The 17763-nt window shown below is 46.6% G+C and carries 20 protein-coding genes; 10 read left to right on the plus strand and 10 right to left on the minus strand.

Translation table 11 applies throughout. The features are described from left to right. Positions 1-46: 46 nt before the first annotated feature. A complete protein-coding gene (locus tag FC652_RS00330) occupies positions 47-1549 on the plus strand; it encodes an NAD(P)H-hydrate dehydratase (RefSeq protein WP_176297039.1) in 1503 nt (500 codons plus the stop codon). An 86-nt stretch (positions 1550-1635) separates the two neighbouring features. Here the strand turns inward: FC652_RS00330 and FC652_RS00335 are convergent, their stop codons facing one another. Next, the gene (locus FC652_RS00335) at positions 1636-2235 is read right to left on the minus strand and encodes a hypothetical protein (RefSeq protein WP_176297040.1); all 600 of its coding nucleotides are present in this window, start codon (positions 2233-2235) and stop codon (positions 1636-1638) included. Positions 2236-2406: 171 nt separating this feature from the next. Here FC652_RS00335 and FC652_RS00340 point away from each other — a divergent pair, with 171 nt between their 5' ends. Next, positions 2407-2652, plus strand: a complete 246-nt coding sequence (locus tag FC652_RS00340) for a DUF1496 domain-containing protein (RefSeq protein ID WP_176297194.1) — start codon at positions 2407-2409, stop codon at positions 2650-2652. A gap of 33 nt (positions 2653-2685) precedes the next feature. Here the strand turns inward: FC652_RS00340 and FC652_RS00345 are convergent, their stop codons facing one another. After that, positions 2686-2985 carry a YfcZ/YiiS family protein gene (locus FC652_RS00345; RefSeq protein WP_176297041.1) on the minus strand — a complete coding sequence of 100 codons (300 nt, stop codon included), beginning with the start codon at positions 2983-2985 and terminating at the stop codon, positions 2686-2688. Between the two features lie 526 nt (positions 2986-3511). On the opposite strand from FC652_RS00345, the gene FC652_RS00350 reads away from it, so the two are divergent. Then, entirely contained in the window at positions 3512-3973 is a 462-nt protein-coding gene (locus tag FC652_RS00350) for a TetR/AcrR family transcriptional regulator (RefSeq protein ID WP_176297042.1), read from the plus strand. 76 nt (positions 3974-4049) lie between these two features. Here FC652_RS00350 and FC652_RS00355 read toward each other — a convergent pair whose 3' ends face one another. Genes FC652_RS00355 through FC652_RS00380 form a run of 6 tightly spaced genes read right to left on the minus strand, consistent with a single transcriptional unit; the run spans position 4050 to position 8600 of the window. Then, positions 4050-4835 carry a heme ABC transporter ATP-binding protein gene (locus FC652_RS00355; protein WP_176297043.1) on the minus strand — a complete coding sequence of 262 codons (786 nt, stop codon included), beginning with the start codon at positions 4833-4835 and terminating at the stop codon, positions 4050-4052. Further along, on the minus strand, positions 4832-5863 hold the full coding sequence (locus FC652_RS00360) for an iron ABC transporter permease (RefSeq protein ID WP_176297044.1): 1032 nt from the start codon (positions 5861-5863) through the stop codon (positions 4832-4834). Before FC652_RS00360 ends, FC652_RS00355 begins: the two co-directional genes overlap by 4 nt. A gap of 9 nt (positions 5864-5872) precedes the next feature. After that, complete coding sequence (locus tag FC652_RS00365) at positions 5873-6697, minus strand: hemin ABC transporter substrate-binding protein (RefSeq protein WP_237286480.1); 825 nt, start codon at positions 6695-6697, stop codon at positions 5873-5875. 43 nt (positions 6698-6740) lie between these two features. Further along, a complete protein-coding gene (locus FC652_RS00370) occupies positions 6741-7154 on the minus strand; it encodes a biopolymer transporter ExbD (protein ID WP_176297046.1) in 414 nt (137 codons plus the stop codon). Further along, entirely contained in the window at positions 7147-7851 is a 705-nt protein-coding gene (locus FC652_RS00375) for a MotA/TolQ/ExbB proton channel family protein (protein WP_176297047.1), read from the minus strand. The genes FC652_RS00370 and FC652_RS00375 overlap by 8 nt, the downstream gene beginning before the upstream one ends. Before the next feature lie 2 nt (positions 7852-7853). Then, positions 7854-8600: an energy transducer TonB gene (locus FC652_RS00380; protein ID WP_176297048.1), complete on the minus strand. Its 747-nt coding sequence runs from the start codon at positions 8598-8600 to the stop codon at positions 7854-7856. Between the two features lie 161 nt (positions 8601-8761). Between FC652_RS00380 and hutW the strand changes: the two genes are divergently transcribed. From hutW to FC652_RS00400, 4 genes are all read left to right on the plus strand, one after another. Further along, positions 8762-10135 (plus strand): heme anaerobic degradation radical SAM methyltransferase ChuW/HutW, encoded by a 1374-nt coding sequence (gene hutW, locus FC652_RS00385; RefSeq protein ID WP_176297049.1) that lies wholly within the window; start codon positions 8762-8764, stop codon positions 10133-10135. Between the two features lie 39 nt (positions 10136-10174). Next, the gene (gene hutX, locus FC652_RS00390; protein WP_176297050.1) at positions 10175-10678 is read left to right on the plus strand and encodes a heme utilization cystosolic carrier protein HutX; all 504 of its coding nucleotides are present in this window, start codon (positions 10175-10177) and stop codon (positions 10676-10678) included. Between the two features lie 38 nt (positions 10679-10716). Continuing rightward, positions 10717-11247 (plus strand): heme utilization protein HutZ, encoded by a 531-nt coding sequence (gene hutZ, locus FC652_RS00395; protein WP_072610918.1) that lies wholly within the window; start codon positions 10717-10719, stop codon positions 11245-11247. A 105-nt stretch (positions 11248-11352) separates the two neighbouring features. Continuing rightward, positions 11353-11904 (plus strand): ATP:cob(I)alamin adenosyltransferase, encoded by a 552-nt coding sequence (locus FC652_RS00400; protein ID WP_176297051.1) that lies wholly within the window; start codon positions 11353-11355, stop codon positions 11902-11904. Here FC652_RS00400 and FC652_RS00405 read toward each other — a convergent pair. After that, the gene (locus FC652_RS00405) at positions 11901-12824 is read right to left on the minus strand and encodes a chemotaxis protein (RefSeq protein ID WP_176297052.1); all 924 of its coding nucleotides are present in this window, start codon (positions 12822-12824) and stop codon (positions 11901-11903) included. The genes FC652_RS00400 and FC652_RS00405 overlap by 4 nt on opposite strands. Before the next feature lie 166 nt (positions 12825-12990). Here FC652_RS00405 and ppiC point away from each other — a divergent pair, with 166 nt between their 5' ends. From ppiC to FC652_RS00420, 3 genes are all read left to right on the plus strand, one after another. Continuing rightward, on the plus strand, positions 12991-13269 hold the full coding sequence (gene ppiC, locus FC652_RS00410) for a peptidylprolyl isomerase PpiC (protein ID WP_176297053.1): 279 nt from the start codon (positions 12991-12993) through the stop codon (positions 13267-13269). 235 nt (positions 13270-13504) lie between these two features. After that, positions 13505-13930 carry a universal stress protein gene (locus FC652_RS00415; protein ID WP_176297054.1) on the plus strand — a complete coding sequence of 142 codons (426 nt, stop codon included), beginning with the start codon at positions 13505-13507 and terminating at the stop codon, positions 13928-13930. A 438-nt stretch (positions 13931-14368) separates the two neighbouring features. Then, the gene (locus tag FC652_RS00420) at positions 14369-15748 is read left to right on the plus strand and encodes an alpha-amylase family glycosyl hydrolase (protein WP_176297055.1); all 1380 of its coding nucleotides are present in this window, start codon (positions 14369-14371) and stop codon (positions 15746-15748) included. A 94-nt stretch (positions 15749-15842) separates the two neighbouring features. On the opposite strand, the gene FC652_RS00425 is transcribed toward FC652_RS00420, so the two are convergent. Beyond that, positions 15843-17711, minus strand: a complete 1869-nt coding sequence (locus tag FC652_RS00425) for a methyl-accepting chemotaxis protein (protein WP_176297056.1) — start codon at positions 17709-17711, stop codon at positions 15843-15845. Positions 17712-17763: the final 52 nt, after the last annotated feature.

A 17763-nucleotide genomic window follows, 5' to 3' on the forward strand; every position in this document is an offset into this window, starting at 1 on the left:
TTTCGTCTATAGTCATCGTAGAGCTTTCAGTAACGCGCAAAATAAGGTGACTGCCATGGATTTACGCAAAGCACTGTATACCGCAAAGCAAGTAAGAGAAGGGGAAGTGGGCGCTGCCGCCAATGCGGGCGTGACACTCTATGAGCTGATGGAAAGAGCAGGGCGCGCCACATTCGCTGTGATTCTTAACTATTACCCAGCGGTATCACGCTTATGTGTGGTGTGTGGCAAAGGAAACAATGGCGGTGATGGCTATGTGGTTGCGCGATTAGCTCGTCAGCAAGGTTTACATGTGATGCTCATTCAAAGCGGCGATGCAGAGAGTTTAAGCGGAGATGCCAAACAAGCGCAGCAAGCATGGCAAGACGCTGGAGGAGAAATATCTGACACCGCCAGCCTCAACGTGGCACTTTCGGACTGCGATTTGGTGGTTGACGCTCTACTGGGTACAGGACTAGCTGGCGCTGTTCGTGATGAGATGGCTAAGGTGATGGATGCGGTCAACCTCGCGGGTAAACCGATTGTGTCCGTGGATATTCCGTCCGGACTTTGTGCTGATACCGGCCAAGCGCTTCCTGACGCCATTCATGCCGATCACACCATCACCTTCATTGGCACCAAACAAGGACTCGTCACGGGAAAAGCGAGAGCGTTTTGTGGAGCGATACATTTTGCTGATCTTGGCGTCGGTGCTGAATTTGCCAAATTGGTTCCGAGTTTCAAGATGACGATTGAGCGCGATGAGATTGCTCAATGGCGATTTACCAGAGACCGCTGCGCTCATAAAGGTGACCATGGACGTGTTGTGTTGATCGGGGGTAACCGCGGCATGTCTGGGGCAATCTCATTAGCGGCAACCGCTTGCGCGCGCAGTGGCGCAGGTTTGGTGGCCGCACTGACGCATCCAGAATCCGCCTTGCCGCTGCAAATCCATTGCCCTGAAGTGATGACGCTGGGCTATAACGAAGACAAGAAAGAACTCGAAAAGAAACTCGACTGGGCTGATCTACTCGTGGTGGGACCGGGTTTAGGAACCGATGAATGGGCAAAAAAACGTTGGAACGACATTGCCAATTTCCAAGGCCCAATGGTGTTAGATGCCGATGGTTTGAACTGGCTTGCGCGCTACCCAAACCACAATGATCGGCGCATTATTACCCCGCATCCGGGAGAAGCCGCAAGGTTGCTCGGCTGTAGCGTTAATGAAGTCGAAGCCGATCGATTTGCCGCGATTTCGGTATTGCAAAGCCAATACGGAGGCGTCGTGGTCCTTAAGGGGGCAGGAACCCTGATTTGCGATGGTACACAGACTTTCGTGTGTAACGCTGGCAACCCTGGCATGGCTTCTGGGGGAATGGGCGATGTGCTTTCCGGTGTGATCGGTGCGTTATTAGCACAGAAGCTGCCATTATTGAGAGCCGCATCGCTAGGCGTGCTTTTACACAGTTGTGCGGCGGATATTTGCGCGGAACAAGATGGGGAGATAGGCTTGCTTGCTTCCGATCTGCTGCTGAAGATACGCCAGCTAAACAACACAAACCCACATTGAATAACACATACCAATATAGGTTTATTGGGCAAGGGTGTTGGTCACTTGCTATTTATGTGGGCGGGATGTTTAGCGTGATGAGATAACTATCTGGCTACTGCTCCGCCTAAGTTTAAATCGGTTGGCCATTTGGTGATGCGATTACCACCAAGAAAAATATGCCCTTTGACCGTCATTTTGTTGGGAAACTCGGTGATAGCAGAACCGCCGATGTACAGATTTCCTTCGATGATGATGTTCTCTGGAAGTGCTGTGAGGGGGGTTCGTATAACGCTCAAATCACCTTTGACTCTAAGTCCGTTTGGTAGTTTTTCAAGTGGTGTGTCCGTGAGATTCAAATAGCCACCGAGCTTTACGCCGCCAGGCCAGTTCTTTATCTTTGAACCCAGTAAATTGGCGTAGCCTGTGATCGAAGTTCCAGCGTAGATTGTGGCAAGCTCGCTGTTGCTTGCTTCGAGGCTGCCCTCAATCTTGAGCTCTTTGGGCAGTGCTTTTATGCTGGTGCTGCCAATGTTTAAGTTCCCCTTAACGGTTAAGCTTTCTGGCAGAGAGGTGTATGGCTTATTGCGCAAATCAAGATTGCCATAATTATCAAGGTGATTGAGAATTTGGTAATAGTCGAGTGGAGTGGCGACAGTGAGAGCAGTAAAGAGTGATGTCAATAAAGTGGCGAGAAATCGTTTCATAGCGGTATGGCTACTTCCAGTCGCAGAGTGAAATACATCGGGGTATGTTGGCATTGTAGCTTACAAAGCTTGATTGGAGAGAAAGAGATGAGTAAAAAATTGATCGCTGTACAAAGCTTTAGAGCCTCCGCTTGGAAGAGTCTAGTGGGATATGGGTGCTTGCTGCTAATAATGGCAACACACAGCTCATTAGTGGTGGCGAAAACGAGTTCAACGGGAGATAAGGTAGTGGCAGTGGTCGCTGCTGGAGAGGCATCCCGTTTACGCGTCTGTTACTACCAAGACCAAGCGTATTCATTGGGCGCCGTTTTAAGCGTTGAAGGGGTAATTATTGAATGTGTAGCAGAGAAGAGTTTTGAAACTAATGGGGCGCTACGTTGGCAAAAGCTGCAAAGAAAAGACGAGCCAAAACAATAAGGCTCGTCATCCAATCATGGTGAGATCGCATCACTAACGAGATAGAGAGCGACTCTTCAGTTCAAAAATCAGTTTTTCTGCGCTGACTTCAAATTTAAAGCGTGCTTTCAGTTCAGTGGCGTTATCGGCTAGTTCGCTGGTGTTGTATTCCACGTTTTCGTTGACCGCTTTGGCAAGCTCAACATACTTAGCAAACTCGGCTTCTAGCAATTCTTTCGAGCTGGCGTAGATAGTGACATCAGCAACGTCGTCGCCTTCTTTGATGATAAAGCCAATCTCACCCGCGCAGCCACAGGCTTCGCATACTTGGGTTTCTTCGTGTTCAATGCTCATAACGAATCCTCACTTAAAAAAGGGATTATACTCAAGACGCTTTTATTCTACATAAATAATTGGAACATCTTGGATAAAAAAATATCGGTATGCTATGTTGTAATGTGAGCGGTTTGATAAGAGATAAGATTAGTTCTTGTTAATGTAGGATGTGATCGGAATCAATTATTTGCTGGATTTCACATTTTAACAACTGAGGAATCTCTCCCAGTGAGTTGCACGTAGCAGGATTTTATAAGAGTATCTCGTGATAAATTATTTTTACATAATCTATCGCTATCAATTGAGTAAAAACGCAGAGCTTAATATTAAACTGTCTGCATTAATTGCTATTACTTAAGTTTCATATTCTGTGCGTTTGGTTCGATCAAAGACATACGTCTGCAAACTTGTTTTACAGTATCCCGTGATAAAAAAGTAGGTTTATTTATTTTGGGAGTATTGTTTTTGATTATTGGTTGATAACGATTTTCATTCTGACCTCAGACTTTGAGTCAGATGGATTTACAAAGAGAAGAGCTAAAATATGCCAAAGCGTAGCAAAGAAGATACCGAAATCACTATTCAAAAAATCATGGATGCCGTTGTTGATCAGTTGCTGAGACTGGGTTATGACAAAATGTCATACACGACCCTAAGTCAGCAAACAGGTGTTTCACGCACAGGTATAAGTCACCATTTCCCTAAGAAAACGGACTTTACCGCTGCACTAGACGGCCGAATTTTCAAACTGTTTGTTGAGCACCTAGAGTTCAACAAAGGTTTGGATGAATTTTCAAACAGCTGGATTATCGCACTGGAAGATGAGCAGTTCCGTGCCATCCTGCGTCTACTATTCCATCATATTGTGATTGCAGAGCGAGCTCATGAGTTCGCGGCAAACGGTATTGATCGCCTTTACAAAATGGCAGAAAGTCAATTTGGCGAAGGCAGCGAAAAAGAGCTGGAATGGCTCTTTGGTAAGTCGCTTGTTCGTATTAGCCAATAAGCACAAAGAAATATAAAAAAGCTCCAAACGGAGCTTTTTTTATGTCTTATGATGGCGTTGATTGCCGGCTCTCTGCTTAAGCGGCAGGATGAACCAAAGGAAAGCCTAAGGTCGGATGGCGGCCTATAAGCGCCTTATAGCCGTATACAGAGGCAATAACGTCAGGTGTTAATGCTTGTTCTGGCGCGTTGTCAGTAACGATCTTACCGTCGTTGAGGATAACTAACCGATCTGAGTACTGGGCGGCGAGGTTGAGATCGTGGAGTACAATAATGACAGCTGCGTTATGATCTTTTGCAAGTGTTCGGGCGATACTCAAAGTATTGTGCTGGTGAGCAAGATCGAGGGCAGAAGTAGGCTCATCAAGCATCAGTATCTTTTGCTCACCTGCTTGGTCAAGTTGGGTCAACACCCTTGCGAGATGTAACCGCTGCTTTTCCCCACCGGATAACGCTGGATAAAGGCTCTCGGATAGGTGCCAGACATCAGTCAACTGCATATATTTTTTCGCCACTTCTTGCACTTCATCATGGGAGAGCGAAAGCGGTATTGCCCCTAGTTCAACCACTTCTTTCGCTAAAAATGGAAAAGTGAGTGAGCTGCTTTGCGGCAGCAAACCAAGGTGTCGTGATAACTTTGCTGGGTTCCAGCGAGAGGTTGCTTTGCCAAAGTACTCTATGGCGTGTGACGATGGTATTTCCCCACTGAGCAGCTTCAGTAACGTACTTTTCCCAGCTCCATTTGGACCAAGTAATGCGACAACTTCTCCTGCACGGAACTCAATGTTAACTTGGTCTAAAACACGACGTTGTCCGTATTGAAGCGTCAGGTTTTTTCCACGAAGAACCACAGAATTGTTCACAGTATTCTCCCTTTCTGTTTAAACAGCAGGTAAATAAAGAAAGGTGCACCAATGGCGGCGGTGACGATGCCAACAGGCAGTTCTGCAGGCGCGACAGCGATGCGCGCGACCATGTCGGCTAGGGTTAACAGCAGAGCGCCAAGTAAAGCCGAAAGTGGGATCAGCTTACGATGGTCTGGCCCTGCCAGCATGCGTCCAAGGTGAGGGATAACAAGGCCTATAAAACCGATGGCCCCACAAATGCTCACTGTGATGCCAACCCCCACCGCGGAGAAAATGATCAATCCACGTTTTAACGTTTGAACCTCTATCCCTAAGTGTCGAGCTTCGGATTCACCAAGAAGCAAGGCATTGAGTGGCATCGCTTTGCCAAAGAAGTAACTATAAAGGATGGCAAACGTCACCGCTGCGAGAGTGATCGAGCTCCAATTAGCGGCCGCAAGAGAGCCCATCGACCATAGAGAAAGATCGCGTAGCGTTTGGTCGTCAGCGAGGAAGTTCAAATAACCAATTGCAGCCCCCGAAATGGCGCTAATGGCGACACCCGCAAGAAGCATGATGGTGACGGAAGTGCCAAACTGATTAGACCCCATTTTGTAAACAAGAGCCGTTGCCAACGCGCCACCAATAAAACTGGCGACAGGTAGCACGGCAAGGTTCATCACGGACGTGCTAAACAGAGCGACTTGAGACAGCGCGACAATAGCGATGGCGCCACCGAGCGCAGCACCTGCTGAAACGCCAATGATTCCAGGTTCTGCAAGAGGGTTACGAAAAAGTCCCTGCATAACTACGCCACACAGCGCGAGGATAGCGCCAATAAACATGCACAGTAACGTGCGGGGCAAGCGAATTTCTCGGATCACCACATCGATATGTGGTGCGAGTTCCCCAAACTGGAACAAACTCGCGAGTGTATCAGTAGCACTGATGTTCATAGGGCCAACCGTCACGGAGACAATGGCGGTCAGAGCAAGCGCCGACATCAGTGCAGCGACGCAAGTAGTAAGTGAAATATGACGTAGCATCTTTTGTGATTATTGGGTGTAAAGTAGTTGGTTAAGGCGTTTGGCTTCCGCTAGGCTTTTTAGACCAAGCCCACCCACCAGAGCAGAACCATCGATAGTGATGATCTGTTTGTTTTTACCCGCTGGAGTCGCAGCGAGTAGCGGCATCATTTTAATGATCGCCTCTGGTCCGCCCAACTTCTCATAGCTACGGCCACTCACCAAAATAACATCAGGTTGCATCTCTACCATTGCTTCGGCAGACAGAGGCTTATAGGAAGTAATTTTATCGGCGGCGGGATTAATGGCGCCTGCTAAATCGATGATGGCGTTTGGAGTGGTTTCATTGCCAGCCACGTTGGCGGCGCGCCCTTCATGGATGAGCAGGAACAGGACTTTCTTCTTGGTTTGTCGGGCCGGTTGGTTACCCTCTAAACTGACGATTTGGCGATCCACCATCGCTTTGAGCTCTTTTGCTTCATCGGTTTTGTTCAAAATGGTGGCTATTTGATCGATGCGAGCTTTAAGCCCTTCAACATTCGCGTCTGTGTTAACGACCTCGATTTGTACACCGGTTGATTTTAGCTGTTGCAGTACAGGGGCTGGGCCCATTTCGTCTGAGCCAATCAGCTTGGTTGGAGACAAAGCGAGTAGACCTTCTGCAGAGAGACGACGGTGGTAGCCGATTTTGGGTAACACATGCCCATCAGGGAGTTGGCTCGTGACATCGATAGCGACCAGCAATTGCTCGGCTTTTAGTGCCAAAATCAGCTCAGTAACTGCGCTGCCAGCACTGATAACTCGTTCCTGAGCGGCCTGAAGTGGTGTAGCGATAGTGGCTGTGAGCAAAATCATGCTTAGGCAAAATGGTGTTAATTTCTTCATTCCTGAAATCTCTTTACTGGGGTTGTTCTGTCAGTAACTGCGTTGCTTTTATGCCTTTTTCCTGTAAGAAGGCCAATAGCGTCACTAGGTGTTGAATGTCTGCGGTTTTTTCTGCGCCAATAATCACGGGTTTATCCGTCTGTTTTGTTTCTTCGGTCAGCGCTAAGGTAAAGTTTTGCCAATCGATGTAGCGTTTACCGTTGATGGCCCAATGTGGCTCATCTTGCAATATGTTGATGGTGATCGATTGTTTATCCACTGCGGCGACGGCTTGTGAATCGCTGCTCGGCAAATCGACCTCAATGGACTCAAGCTTGACCGCTGCCGTCAACATCAGAAACACCATGACGATAAAAATAATGTCGAGTAAAGGTGTGAGATCCGGCGTTAGACCAAAATGTTCATTTGAACGTGGCGCTTTAATCATGAATCGCAACCTGTTTTTGAGTGTTCAACGTTTGCTGCTGTGCAATGTGTTTACCGGGTGCGATATGCTGCAGTGAAACGCCTTCCAACCATAAGTTGACGTAGTTAAGGCTATGCTCAAGTTTAGACATGACGCGATCCGCCCATAGCCCTAGAAGTTGCGCACTGGCGATAGCTGGAAGTGCAATCAATAGCCCCGCTGCGGTGGTTCTCATCGCTAACCCTAAGCCCTCGGCCAAGTCATTAGGTGTGATATTGCCGGTTGAAGCAGCAACGCCTTTAAACATCTCGATTAGGCCTAAAACCGTACCCAACAATCCGAGTAGTGGGCTGATCACACCAATTAGGGTGAGCAAGCGAAGTCCTGAGTGGAGTTGGTGACGTTTCTCTTGTAGCCACATGCCAGCGGCATCTTCGCGCAGTGATTTCGCGAAATCATGGTGAGCCAGCAACATGGCGACACCACGGTAAAGTAATGGTTTTTTGTTTGCCAACGTTTCGGCTAGCTGTTCAATTTCTCGGCTGTTCGTTGGCGAAATTTGATTCAACTGTTGGCGAATGGCACGTTTACCAACGCCAATACTAAGTGCGACTTGAATCAAACGTTCTAGTACGATCATGACCGTCAGTGCTGAGCAAAAAATAAGGGGCCAAGCCATAAGGCCAAGTTGGTTTTGAAGTTGTATTAGTTGTTGCATGTTTATTCCAAAGAAAAACGAACGGGAACTTTAACGCGTGACGGCATTTTTATGCCATTCTCGCTGTGCGGCGAAAATCGCCACTGTTTAATTGCCTTTTGTGCTGCGTCATCAAGCACTTGAGCACCGCTAGAATTAATCAGCAGTAGCTTAACTAGGTGGCCTTGCTCATCTAACCAGATTTCAAACAATGCGGTGCCTTCAATCCCTCGTTTTTGGGCAACTCGCGGGTATTTGGGCTGCACAGGTTTTTGCATGAAGCTTGGTTTTTCAATCAATACAGGTTTGCTCGTTGCGCCTTGTGCAATTGGTGTTGGAGGTGGCGTTTCCAATTGTTTTTGTTCTTTATCCGGTGTTTTTTTAACTTCTTTTTCAACGGATTTTGAAGTCATGTTTTCCGTTGTCTCGGTCTTCTTTTTCGGTGTTGTGATAGGTTGTTTGGGCTCTGTTTTCACCGCTCTTTTTTCCACCGGAACCACTTTTTTCACCGGTGAAGGTTTCTCTTCGGCTTTTTTTTCTTGCAATGGTTTTTGCTCTGTCGGCTTTTCTTGTTGAGGCGTCTTTTTTGGGGGTGACTGTTTCTCAACAGGTTTGACTGGGGTTGGGCGAGAAACCAAATTGACAGCCACTGTGGGAGATTCACTACCAGTGTTCGTTTGCAATTGAATTTGAGGCTCTTCAGCAGAGAGAAGAGCAGCGTGCAACATCAGAGAGAGCGAACCCGCAAAAACGTATCTGGGCAAATTCATGATGTCGTGTTTCCGAAAATCTAAAATCTGGGCGAGATTATTACTCACATTGCAAATAATATCAATTATCAATTGCATTATCATTTAACTAATTTTATGATCCAAACAGTTTTAGATATCTGCCTGCTAAGCCTTATTCTGCGGGCAATAAGCGAGTGAGTATGACGCTTAAATTAAATAAGTATGATCAATCTATTCTGGGTGTTGATAGTCCAGATCCACTGAGGTTTGCTTTTGCTCAAAAACATTCAGCACATGCTGGTGGAATGAGTAGACCAATCGCCCAGACACAAATGGGTGAACGGTTTCGGATGCTTACATCTAATGATGAAGTGTCGAGAAATAAACGCTGCCTCTACATCCACATTCCATTTTGTCGCGTGCGTTGTACCTTCTGTAACTTTTTCCAAAATGCAGCAAGTCGCCAACTGGTTGATGGGTACTTCAATACTTTGTTGAAGGAAATAGAGCAGAAAGCAGCGCTTCCTTGGACGCAAAGCGGTGTTTTTCATGCGGTGTATATTGGGGGAGGGACGCCGACTGATCTTTCTCCCAAACAAGTAAAACAGCTAGGTGAAGCGATACGTTCTCGATTTCCCCTTTCTGCGGATTGTGAAATTACATTGGAAGGTCGCATTAATCGCTTCAAGGACGAGATGTATGACAGTGCGATTCAGGGAGGCTTTAACCGCTTTTCTTTTGGTGTGCAGAGCTTTAATACTGTGGTTCGCCGCAGTGCAAAGCGTCTAGATGATAGAGAACAAGTGCTTGCCAGGCTAAGCGAACTGGCGAGTTACGATCAAGCACCAGTGATCGTTGATCTACTCTACGGACTGCCGCACCAAACGCGCGAAATACTTGAGCAAGATTTGCAAGATTTTCTCTCCACTGGCGCACATGGTTTAGACCTCTATCAATTGGTGATAGGTGGTACTGCACCGATGCTCAATCTCGTGGAAAAAGGGAAATTACCTCCGCCAGCAACTACGCCACAGAAAGCGAGTATGTATGAGCTTGGGGTGAACTTTATGCAGAAACACCACCTCAAACAGTTAAGTGTGAATCACTGGGCAACGGACAATCGAGAACGAAGCTTGTATAACAGTTTGGCGAAAACGTATGCAGAAGTACTCCCTATTGGTTGTGGTGCTGGTGGTTCCATCGGCGGATTTGGCATGATGCAACATCGAAGCCTAGAGGCGTATATGGCGATGGTTGAGCAAGGGCAAACGCCATTAATGATGATGACTCAGCAACATCCATTGGAAGCGATTTTCGCCGCGCTCAAATCTGGATTTGATCGTGGCGTTGTGATGGCTGATAAGTTGCCTGAGTTCATGGGCGACAACGTCTTTGATTTTCTTCAACCTCTATTCCGACTTTGGCAAGAGAGAGGGTTGGTTGAGCTGAATGAGCGTAGTGCCACATTGACGTTGGCGGGCAGTTTTTGGTCCGTTTCCTTGGCACAAGCGTGTATTCAAATACTAAGCTCAGAATACCAAAACGCTGAACAAACACACGCGATTGCTTTGTAACCCAACGCCTAGCGCAAAAATAAAAACATAGGAATATCAATGAACTCTTTACACACTCAAGTCGCTGAACTTCTTCAGCAAGAGCCGACATTATTACCTGCAGCGATGGCAGAGCGTCTAGCAACATCAGAGCTGGAGATTGTACGTGCTCTACCGAACGATATGGCCACCATGGTCGATGGTGGTTTAGCGCAATCCATCTTAGAAAACTTAGTCGATTTCGGTCCTGTGACGACGATTGTTCACGCCTTTGGTTCGATTTTTGAAGTGAAAGCGCCATTTCCAAAAGGAAAAGAGGCAAGAGGCTACTACAACCTGATGGGCAAACAAGGTGAGTTACATGGTCACTTAAAGTTGGACAATGTCGCGGCGATCGCACTCGTGAGCAAACCGTTTATGGGCAAAGAAAGCCACTACTTTGGTTTTTTCTCTGAGAGTGGCGAAAATATTTTCAAGATTTATCTTGGTCGTGATGAAAAGCGTGAGTTGCTTCCTGAGCAAGTGAGACGCTTTCACGCAATGAAAACCGAGTTCGCGCAATAAGTTCGCAGTTATAAAAATAATTAATAGAGGAGAGAGTCATGGATCAGCAGGTAAAGCAAGAACGGTTACAAGGTCGCTTAGAGCCGGAAATCAAAGAGTTTCGTCACGAGCGTCAAACGTTGCAACTTGCGACGGTAGATTCGGATGGTCGTCCAAACGTGAGTTATGCGCCTTTTGTACAGAATCAAGAAGGGTACTTTGTTTTGATCTCGAAAATTGCGCGTCATGCACGTAACCTGCTTGAAAACCCGCAAGTGTCTTTGATGATGATTGAAGATGAAGAATCGGCAAAACAGCTGTTTGCTCGCAAGCGTCTTACATTTGATGCAATTGCCTGTGTCGTTGAGCGTGATAGTGAACTTTGGCATCAAGTGATTGCGCAAATGGAAGCTCGATTCGGTGAGATTGTCTCAGGGCTTAGCCAGCTAGAGGACTTTGTGTTGTTCAACCTGAAAGCTGAGCGTGGCCTGTTTGTAAAAGGCTTTGGTCAGGCGTATCAAGTTTCGGGAGATGATCTGGTTGATTTTGTCCACCTTCAAGAAGGGCATCGTCAGATCTCCAACGGATAACTGAAGCAAGTTTGAACGCGTCAGATTCTCCAACTTAGATTCTCCAACAAAAACAAGGGAGCTCAGTTATACTGACTCCCTTTTTCAATGGCGAACAAACGAATAATGAAACCTGTAACCAAGCAGCTTGATGAACTTTGCTACCCATTTATTTATGAAGACAGTCCTGTCTGTGATTTTGAGATCAGTGCCGATGAGCTTTGTAGTCGAGTTGGCTTGTTGCTGACCATGGAACTGCCGGATCTTGTTCGTGATGTGCTGACGCGAGTTCAACCGAACATTTATCACCTAAATGGTTCCGTGCGAGGAAAGTTGGCCATTGATGAGGCGATGATTGCTGAACTTAAAGAGGACTATCAAACACTACGCAAAGAGTTAAGTGGTGGCTTTGCTGGCTTTGTTCTACCGGGCGGCCATGCGGTGTCTGCCCAGTTACATCTATGCCGATGCCAAGCAAAGAAAGTGGTGAGAGCATTGGTGATGATTGAACATTCGGCGAAAAAATCACCGGAGGCGATTTTGTTTCGCTATGGCAACCTATTGGCAAACGTCATGTATGCCTTGGCTTCTTACACCAATCAATATTATCAGGTGCAAGAAACCGAGTTTGTCAGTAAAAGCTATTCAATGCCATCGCCCGACAAGTCGCAACGTTAAACTGCGGCCGTTTTCTTCTTATTCTGCTCAATCGATTTAGCGCCGCGAAGCATAGCTTCTATTAGCTCACCAGCATTGAACTTTGACAGAGCTTCATGTGCGCCGACTTGGTGAGCTCTATCAACACAAATCTCACTCGAAAGAGAAGTGTGTAAAATGCGGTAAGAGCGATTCAACTGCGGATCGTTCTGTACTTCGAAGGCAAGCTCATAGCCGTCTAAGCCTGGCATTTCAATATCGCTCACTAAAAGATCAATTGGTTTACCTCGGCCTGCCTCAGATCGCATTAACTGCAGGGCATCTAGGCCGTTTTTGCAGATCTGATAGCCGATGTTAATACCGTCGAGCGCATCACTGAGTTGTTTACGTGCGATGGAAGAGTCATCCACTAGCAGGATATTTAACGCCTTGAGTCTTTCGCGCTCAACATCCGTCAGCATCGGAATATTAGCATTCTCGAATTGCGGGTAGATCTTTGAGAGGAGCAACTCCACATCGAGCATCTGAACAATTTCGTTATTATAACGAGTGATACCAGTAACGAAGATATTGTGGCCTGCACTTGCTGGAGGTGTTTCGATAGAGCGCCAGTCACAATCAATAATCTTCTCAATCGAACGCACCATAAATGCCACCACAGTACGCAAGCAGTCTGTTACGATCAGATAGCTATTTTTGTACTCTGATTTGTCGATGGGGCGAAAGCCAATCGCTGCTGACATGTCGATGACAGGAACCGTCAGGTTGCGAATCGTAACGGTGCCGATGACATGACGATGAGAATAGGGCAATTGTGTCATGGGTAGGTATGGCACGATTTCCCTAACTTTGAGCGTACCAATGGCAAAGTTCTGCTTTAGGCTCAGTTTGAACACCAGCATTCCTTGCGACTGATTTGCTTTACTTGGGGTTTTAGCCATGGTGATACCTTGTTATCTATTTCTACGCTTCAATCTTACTTTATAATTCTAGTCCAGCAAGGGCTAAAGCAAAGTTAAAGCGTATGGTCGTGTGTTTAGATCAAATTAATGACCGATTCCTGCCTTTAGGTTACACTTGCGCGTTTTTTATTTTAGGGGGTGTTTGATGGCCAACACAGCAGCAGCGATTCACATTTTGGTGAAGCATAAAGAGCAAGCGGAAGATATTATCGCTCAGTTGAAGAAAGGAGCGAAATTTCATGTGCTTGCGAAGAAGCATTCACTTTGCCCTTCGGGTAAACGTGGGGGTGACCTTGGTGAGTTCAAACGTGGCCAGATGGTACCTCAGTTCGATAAAGTTTGCTTTACTGGTGAAGTTTTGACGCCACACTTAGTTAAAACCAAGTTCGGTTGGCACGTGTTGAAAGTGCTGTACAGAACCTAATGCCCTACCTTGCTATTGATTGAATGCTGTATTCGCGGCCGGTAACAATAAGTGGTTGGGTATCGCAAATAATCAAGTTAAGACGCAGCCAGATGGCTGCGTTTCTGCGTTTATAGCTTTTGGAAATTGCCTCTCATCCCTCGATAAAAAATGAGCTATTTCGGGATCTTATCGACACTTTTTTCGTTAGAGATCGCTATGCTAAAGATAACGCATTGCGCAAAAGGGTGAGGCTATGAAATACAAACATATCTTGGTTGCCTTGGAGATTTCAGACGACAGCACCGTGCTGATTGACCGAGCCGTTGAAATGGCGAGCTACTTTGGTTCAGAGATTTCCTTTATTCACATTGATGGGACTCATGGGGAGATTTATCGTGAACTCGTCGACTTGAATGTCGATCCGACGCAAAGGCCGCTCACAGAACATTCAATGGAGTGTTTAAGAAGCTTTAGCGATTATATGGAACACCCATTGAAGCACTTTTTTGTCGGGACTGGCGATCTAGGCGACAAACTTGAAGTCACCATCAAAGAGCACGAAGTTGACCTACTTATCTGCGGTCATCACCATAACTTCTGGAGCAAGATCATCTCGTATTCAAGAACGTTGGTGAACAAATCTCCCGTAGATATTTTGGTGGTGCCAATCTTCGATTAGCCAAGCCATGATCCTAAGAGCCGCCTGCTAAACAGGCGGCTTTTTTGTTGTGGTGAGTGGCTAGCAAAGCATCATCCAGTCGAAAATCGATTTTTGTATTCTCACCGAGTGTGACTTGTGCAGCATTTCTGGTTGATGGACAGGAAAAGAGAAAATGCAGCAAGGGGAGAAAGTTTGGTTAGTTTTGGCATAAAGGCGTATGGAAAGAGGTGGTAAACATAGAGATGAGTTTGGTTTTTTAATATTTAAAACAGTACGTTAACTAAGTTGTTATTCCTGTCTCCATTAAATGGCTCATGACTTTTCCACCATACGCTGATGAAAAGGAGTCACTACGCCTTTCCATTCACCCTTACAACTTGTTTGCAAAGGGGGAGGGCGGCGAGCAGACTCCTTTTATAATTTCAGTCATTGAATTCACTCGTACAGAAAAGAACGATGACTAAAGGTGACGTGAAGAAAATGAATCAAGCAGAACACGCTTTGCCGACCAGCAAAGCCAACGTAATTTTGCATGCATTTGATTGGAAATATGCCGATATCGCTAAACAGGCACAAAAAATTCAAGAGCTAGGTTATGGCTCAGTGCTTGTTTCACCGCCGTTACGCAGCGCCAAATCACCCAAGTGGTGGCAGCGTTACCAGCCACAAGATTACCGCGTGATTGATAACGCACTTGGCAACACCACTGATTTTCAGAACATGGTGACTGAGCTTCAGCGTTGTGGTGTTTGGGTCTATGCGGATGTGGTGTTTAATCATATGGCGAATGAAGCAAAACAGAGAGCGGATTTAAACTACCCAAGCAAAACCGTGCTCGAAGAGTACATGTGCGATCCTGAGTATTATGAAAGCCAGCGATTGTTTGGTGATCTCTCTGAGCCTCTATTTACCGAAGAAGATTTTGTTGAAGCATTCGGCATTCAAGATTGGAAAGATAAGTGGCAAGTGCAGAATGGTCGAATCAGCGGTGGCCCGACTGATCCCGGTTTACCGACCTTACGTGTTCATGAGCATGTGATCACCCAGCAGCGTCATTACTTAATGGCGTTGAAGGCGATGGGTGTCAAAGGGTTTCGCATTGATGCAGCAAAGCACATGACGCTAGAGCATATCAAGCAAGTGTGGACAGAAGACATTACGCAGGGCATGCATATCTTCGGTGAAATTATTACCGATGGGGGAGCCACGGAAGAGGAGTATGAACTCTTTCTGCAACCTTACTTACAAGAGACTCGTCTCGGCGCGTACGATTTCCCTCTTTTTAGCACCTTATTTAAAGCCTTTGCCGCGAAAGGCAGCTTTAAAAGCTTGATAGACCCTTACTGTTTTGGTCAGGCGTTGTCGAATCGGCGCGCAATTACGTTTGTCACCACGCATGACATTCCCAACAATGATGTGTTTGCCAACTTAGTGTTGGAGGAAGAGAACGAGTGGCTAGCTTACGCCTATGTATTGGGGCGTGATGGTGGAACACCTCTGATTTACACCGATCTCGATACGAGTGGCATACTTAACCAGAATGGGCAGCCACGTTGGAAAGACGCTTGGCATGATCCGCGAATGGTACAGATGATTGCATTCCACAACCGCTTTCATGGCGAGCCAATGAAGGTGCTGGAAGGGAATGATGATATGTTGGTGTTCAGCCGTGGTGAGCGTGGTTTTGTGGTGATCAACAAGTCGGCGCGGAAACAAACGATCTCCTTACCACTAGCGCGTCCTCTTCAAGATATGTTGACGGGCAAGCATTTCTTACCAATGAACGGCAAGATTGACATTGTCGTTGCGGCAAAAACGGCATTGATGATGTGTTGAGATGACGTCAAGGCTGGTAGATAGCGAAACAAAAGAGCGAAAACAAAAAAGGCGAAGTCCCACTTCGCCTTTTCTATTGCAGTTCAAACCGAACTTACACAATAAATTTATTAAGAATGGCGTCCTGCTCTCGAACGTTCTCTACCTGAACTTGCATCGCGATGTTGGCATTTTCTGCCAAATCCGCGACTTGAACAGAGAGGTCTTTAATTTTCACGGTGTTGTTATTGATCTCTTCAGCCACCAAGCTTTGCTCTTCCGCAGCCGAAGCAATTTGAACATTCATGTCACTGATCTGTTGAATTGCGTTGCGGATCCGATCAAGCGCATTGTTTGCCTCTTTCGCACGCGCGACGGCATTGCTTGCAGTATTTTTGCTTTGATTCATCGCACCAGCTACCGAAGTTGCACTGCTTTGCAATTTTTCAATCATAGTGCGTATTTCTGTCGTGGACTGTTGTGTGCGTTGAGCCAGCGTACGAACTTCGTCTGCCACCACAGCAAATCCTCGACCAGATTCACCGGCTCTCGCAGCCTCGATAGCGGCATTAAGTGCCAGCAAGTTGGTTTGATCGGCAATGTCGTTGATGACTTTTAATATCGTCTCAATGTTTGCAGTCGCAGATTCAAGGACCTGTACTTCTTCGACGGCTTCATCAATTCGAGCGGATAGATCATCAATCGCTTGAGTGGTGTCACTAACAATATCGGTTCCATCAACGGTAGCGTCGTCCGCTACTTTCGCTGCAGAGGCAGCGCCTTGCGCGTTTGAAGCCACATCCGATGCTGTCGTGGCCATTTCATGCATCGCCGTCGCTAACTGTTCCAGCTCTCTGAGCTGCTCTTGCATCGCTGAGGCAGACTCTTGTAAACCGACAGAGGTTGTCTCCGAACCTCGTAGAATTTCTTCACCAATCGCTTTCGATTGCTTAATCAACTGCTGCAATGTGCCAGTAAACGTGTTGAAACCGGTTGCAAGAAGAGAGAACTCGGTATCTGTGTTGGTCTCCAGCCGTTGGGTTAGGTCACCCTCACCGGACGCAACATCTTGAATAGCATCGTTCAGAACGTCAAGAGGACGCATGAGGGTACGAATCAACACTAGGAGAATGGCGATACTAAAGATCAATGCGATGATGGTGTACACAACAGAACTGTTGCGTAGGTCATTAATCGACTGATACGCGATGCTTTCATCAAGGACGACACCAACATACCAGTTTTCACCGGGCACAGAAGCAAAATCCAATGTGTAGGCAACGCCATCGAGTATGACTTGCTGAGGTTCGCTTTTAATCTGAATGTTAGGCATGTAGTCAGACATTGGTGTGCCGTTCAATTTTGTGTTTGGGTGGGCGATGGTCGTGCCATCCTTTGAGACAATAAATACGTAACCCGCATCAAACAGTTTCACTTGGTTAACCAAATCAGCGAGACCTGCGAGACTGACGTCATAGAAGATCGCACCGATGAAAGTGCCATTGTCTCGAACTGGAGTCGCGATAGAAACCAGAATTTCATTTGTCGCTGAGTCTGCGTACGGAGCGGTAATGATGAGTTGGCCCGCATTTTTTGCATCTTTATACCAAGGACGAACACGAGGATCCCACGTTGGACCGGGGTTCCAGCTGGGGTCGTTGTTGATATTGGAACCATCCTTTTCAAATCCTAAACCCGCTAATAAAAACGTTTTTTTAACAATAGGGCGGGTGATGACATCGGAAATATGCTTGGGTGAGAGATCGGTTTCCATCATGCTGGTTGCGTACGCAGCAATCGCTTTGCGACCATTGATTTCAGCCGCGACAGTGTTTCTCACACCATCAACGATTTCTGTGACACTCGCTTCGACCTGTTCGGTTAATTCGTCTTGCATCGTAAAATACTGCTTAGCGGTAAGCAAAGAGACGGTGACTAGCAGCAACATAGATGAGGCGGCTACAATTTTGTGACTAAATTTCATCCCAATTCCCCCGAATGTGGTTGATTTGCCAACTATCTATATTTTTATAGTT

Origin of the sequence: Vibrio sp. 05-20-BW147 (assembly GCF_013369385.1) — a bacterium.
GTDB lineage: Bacteria > Pseudomonadota > Gammaproteobacteria > Enterobacterales > Vibrionaceae > Vibrio > Vibrio floridensis.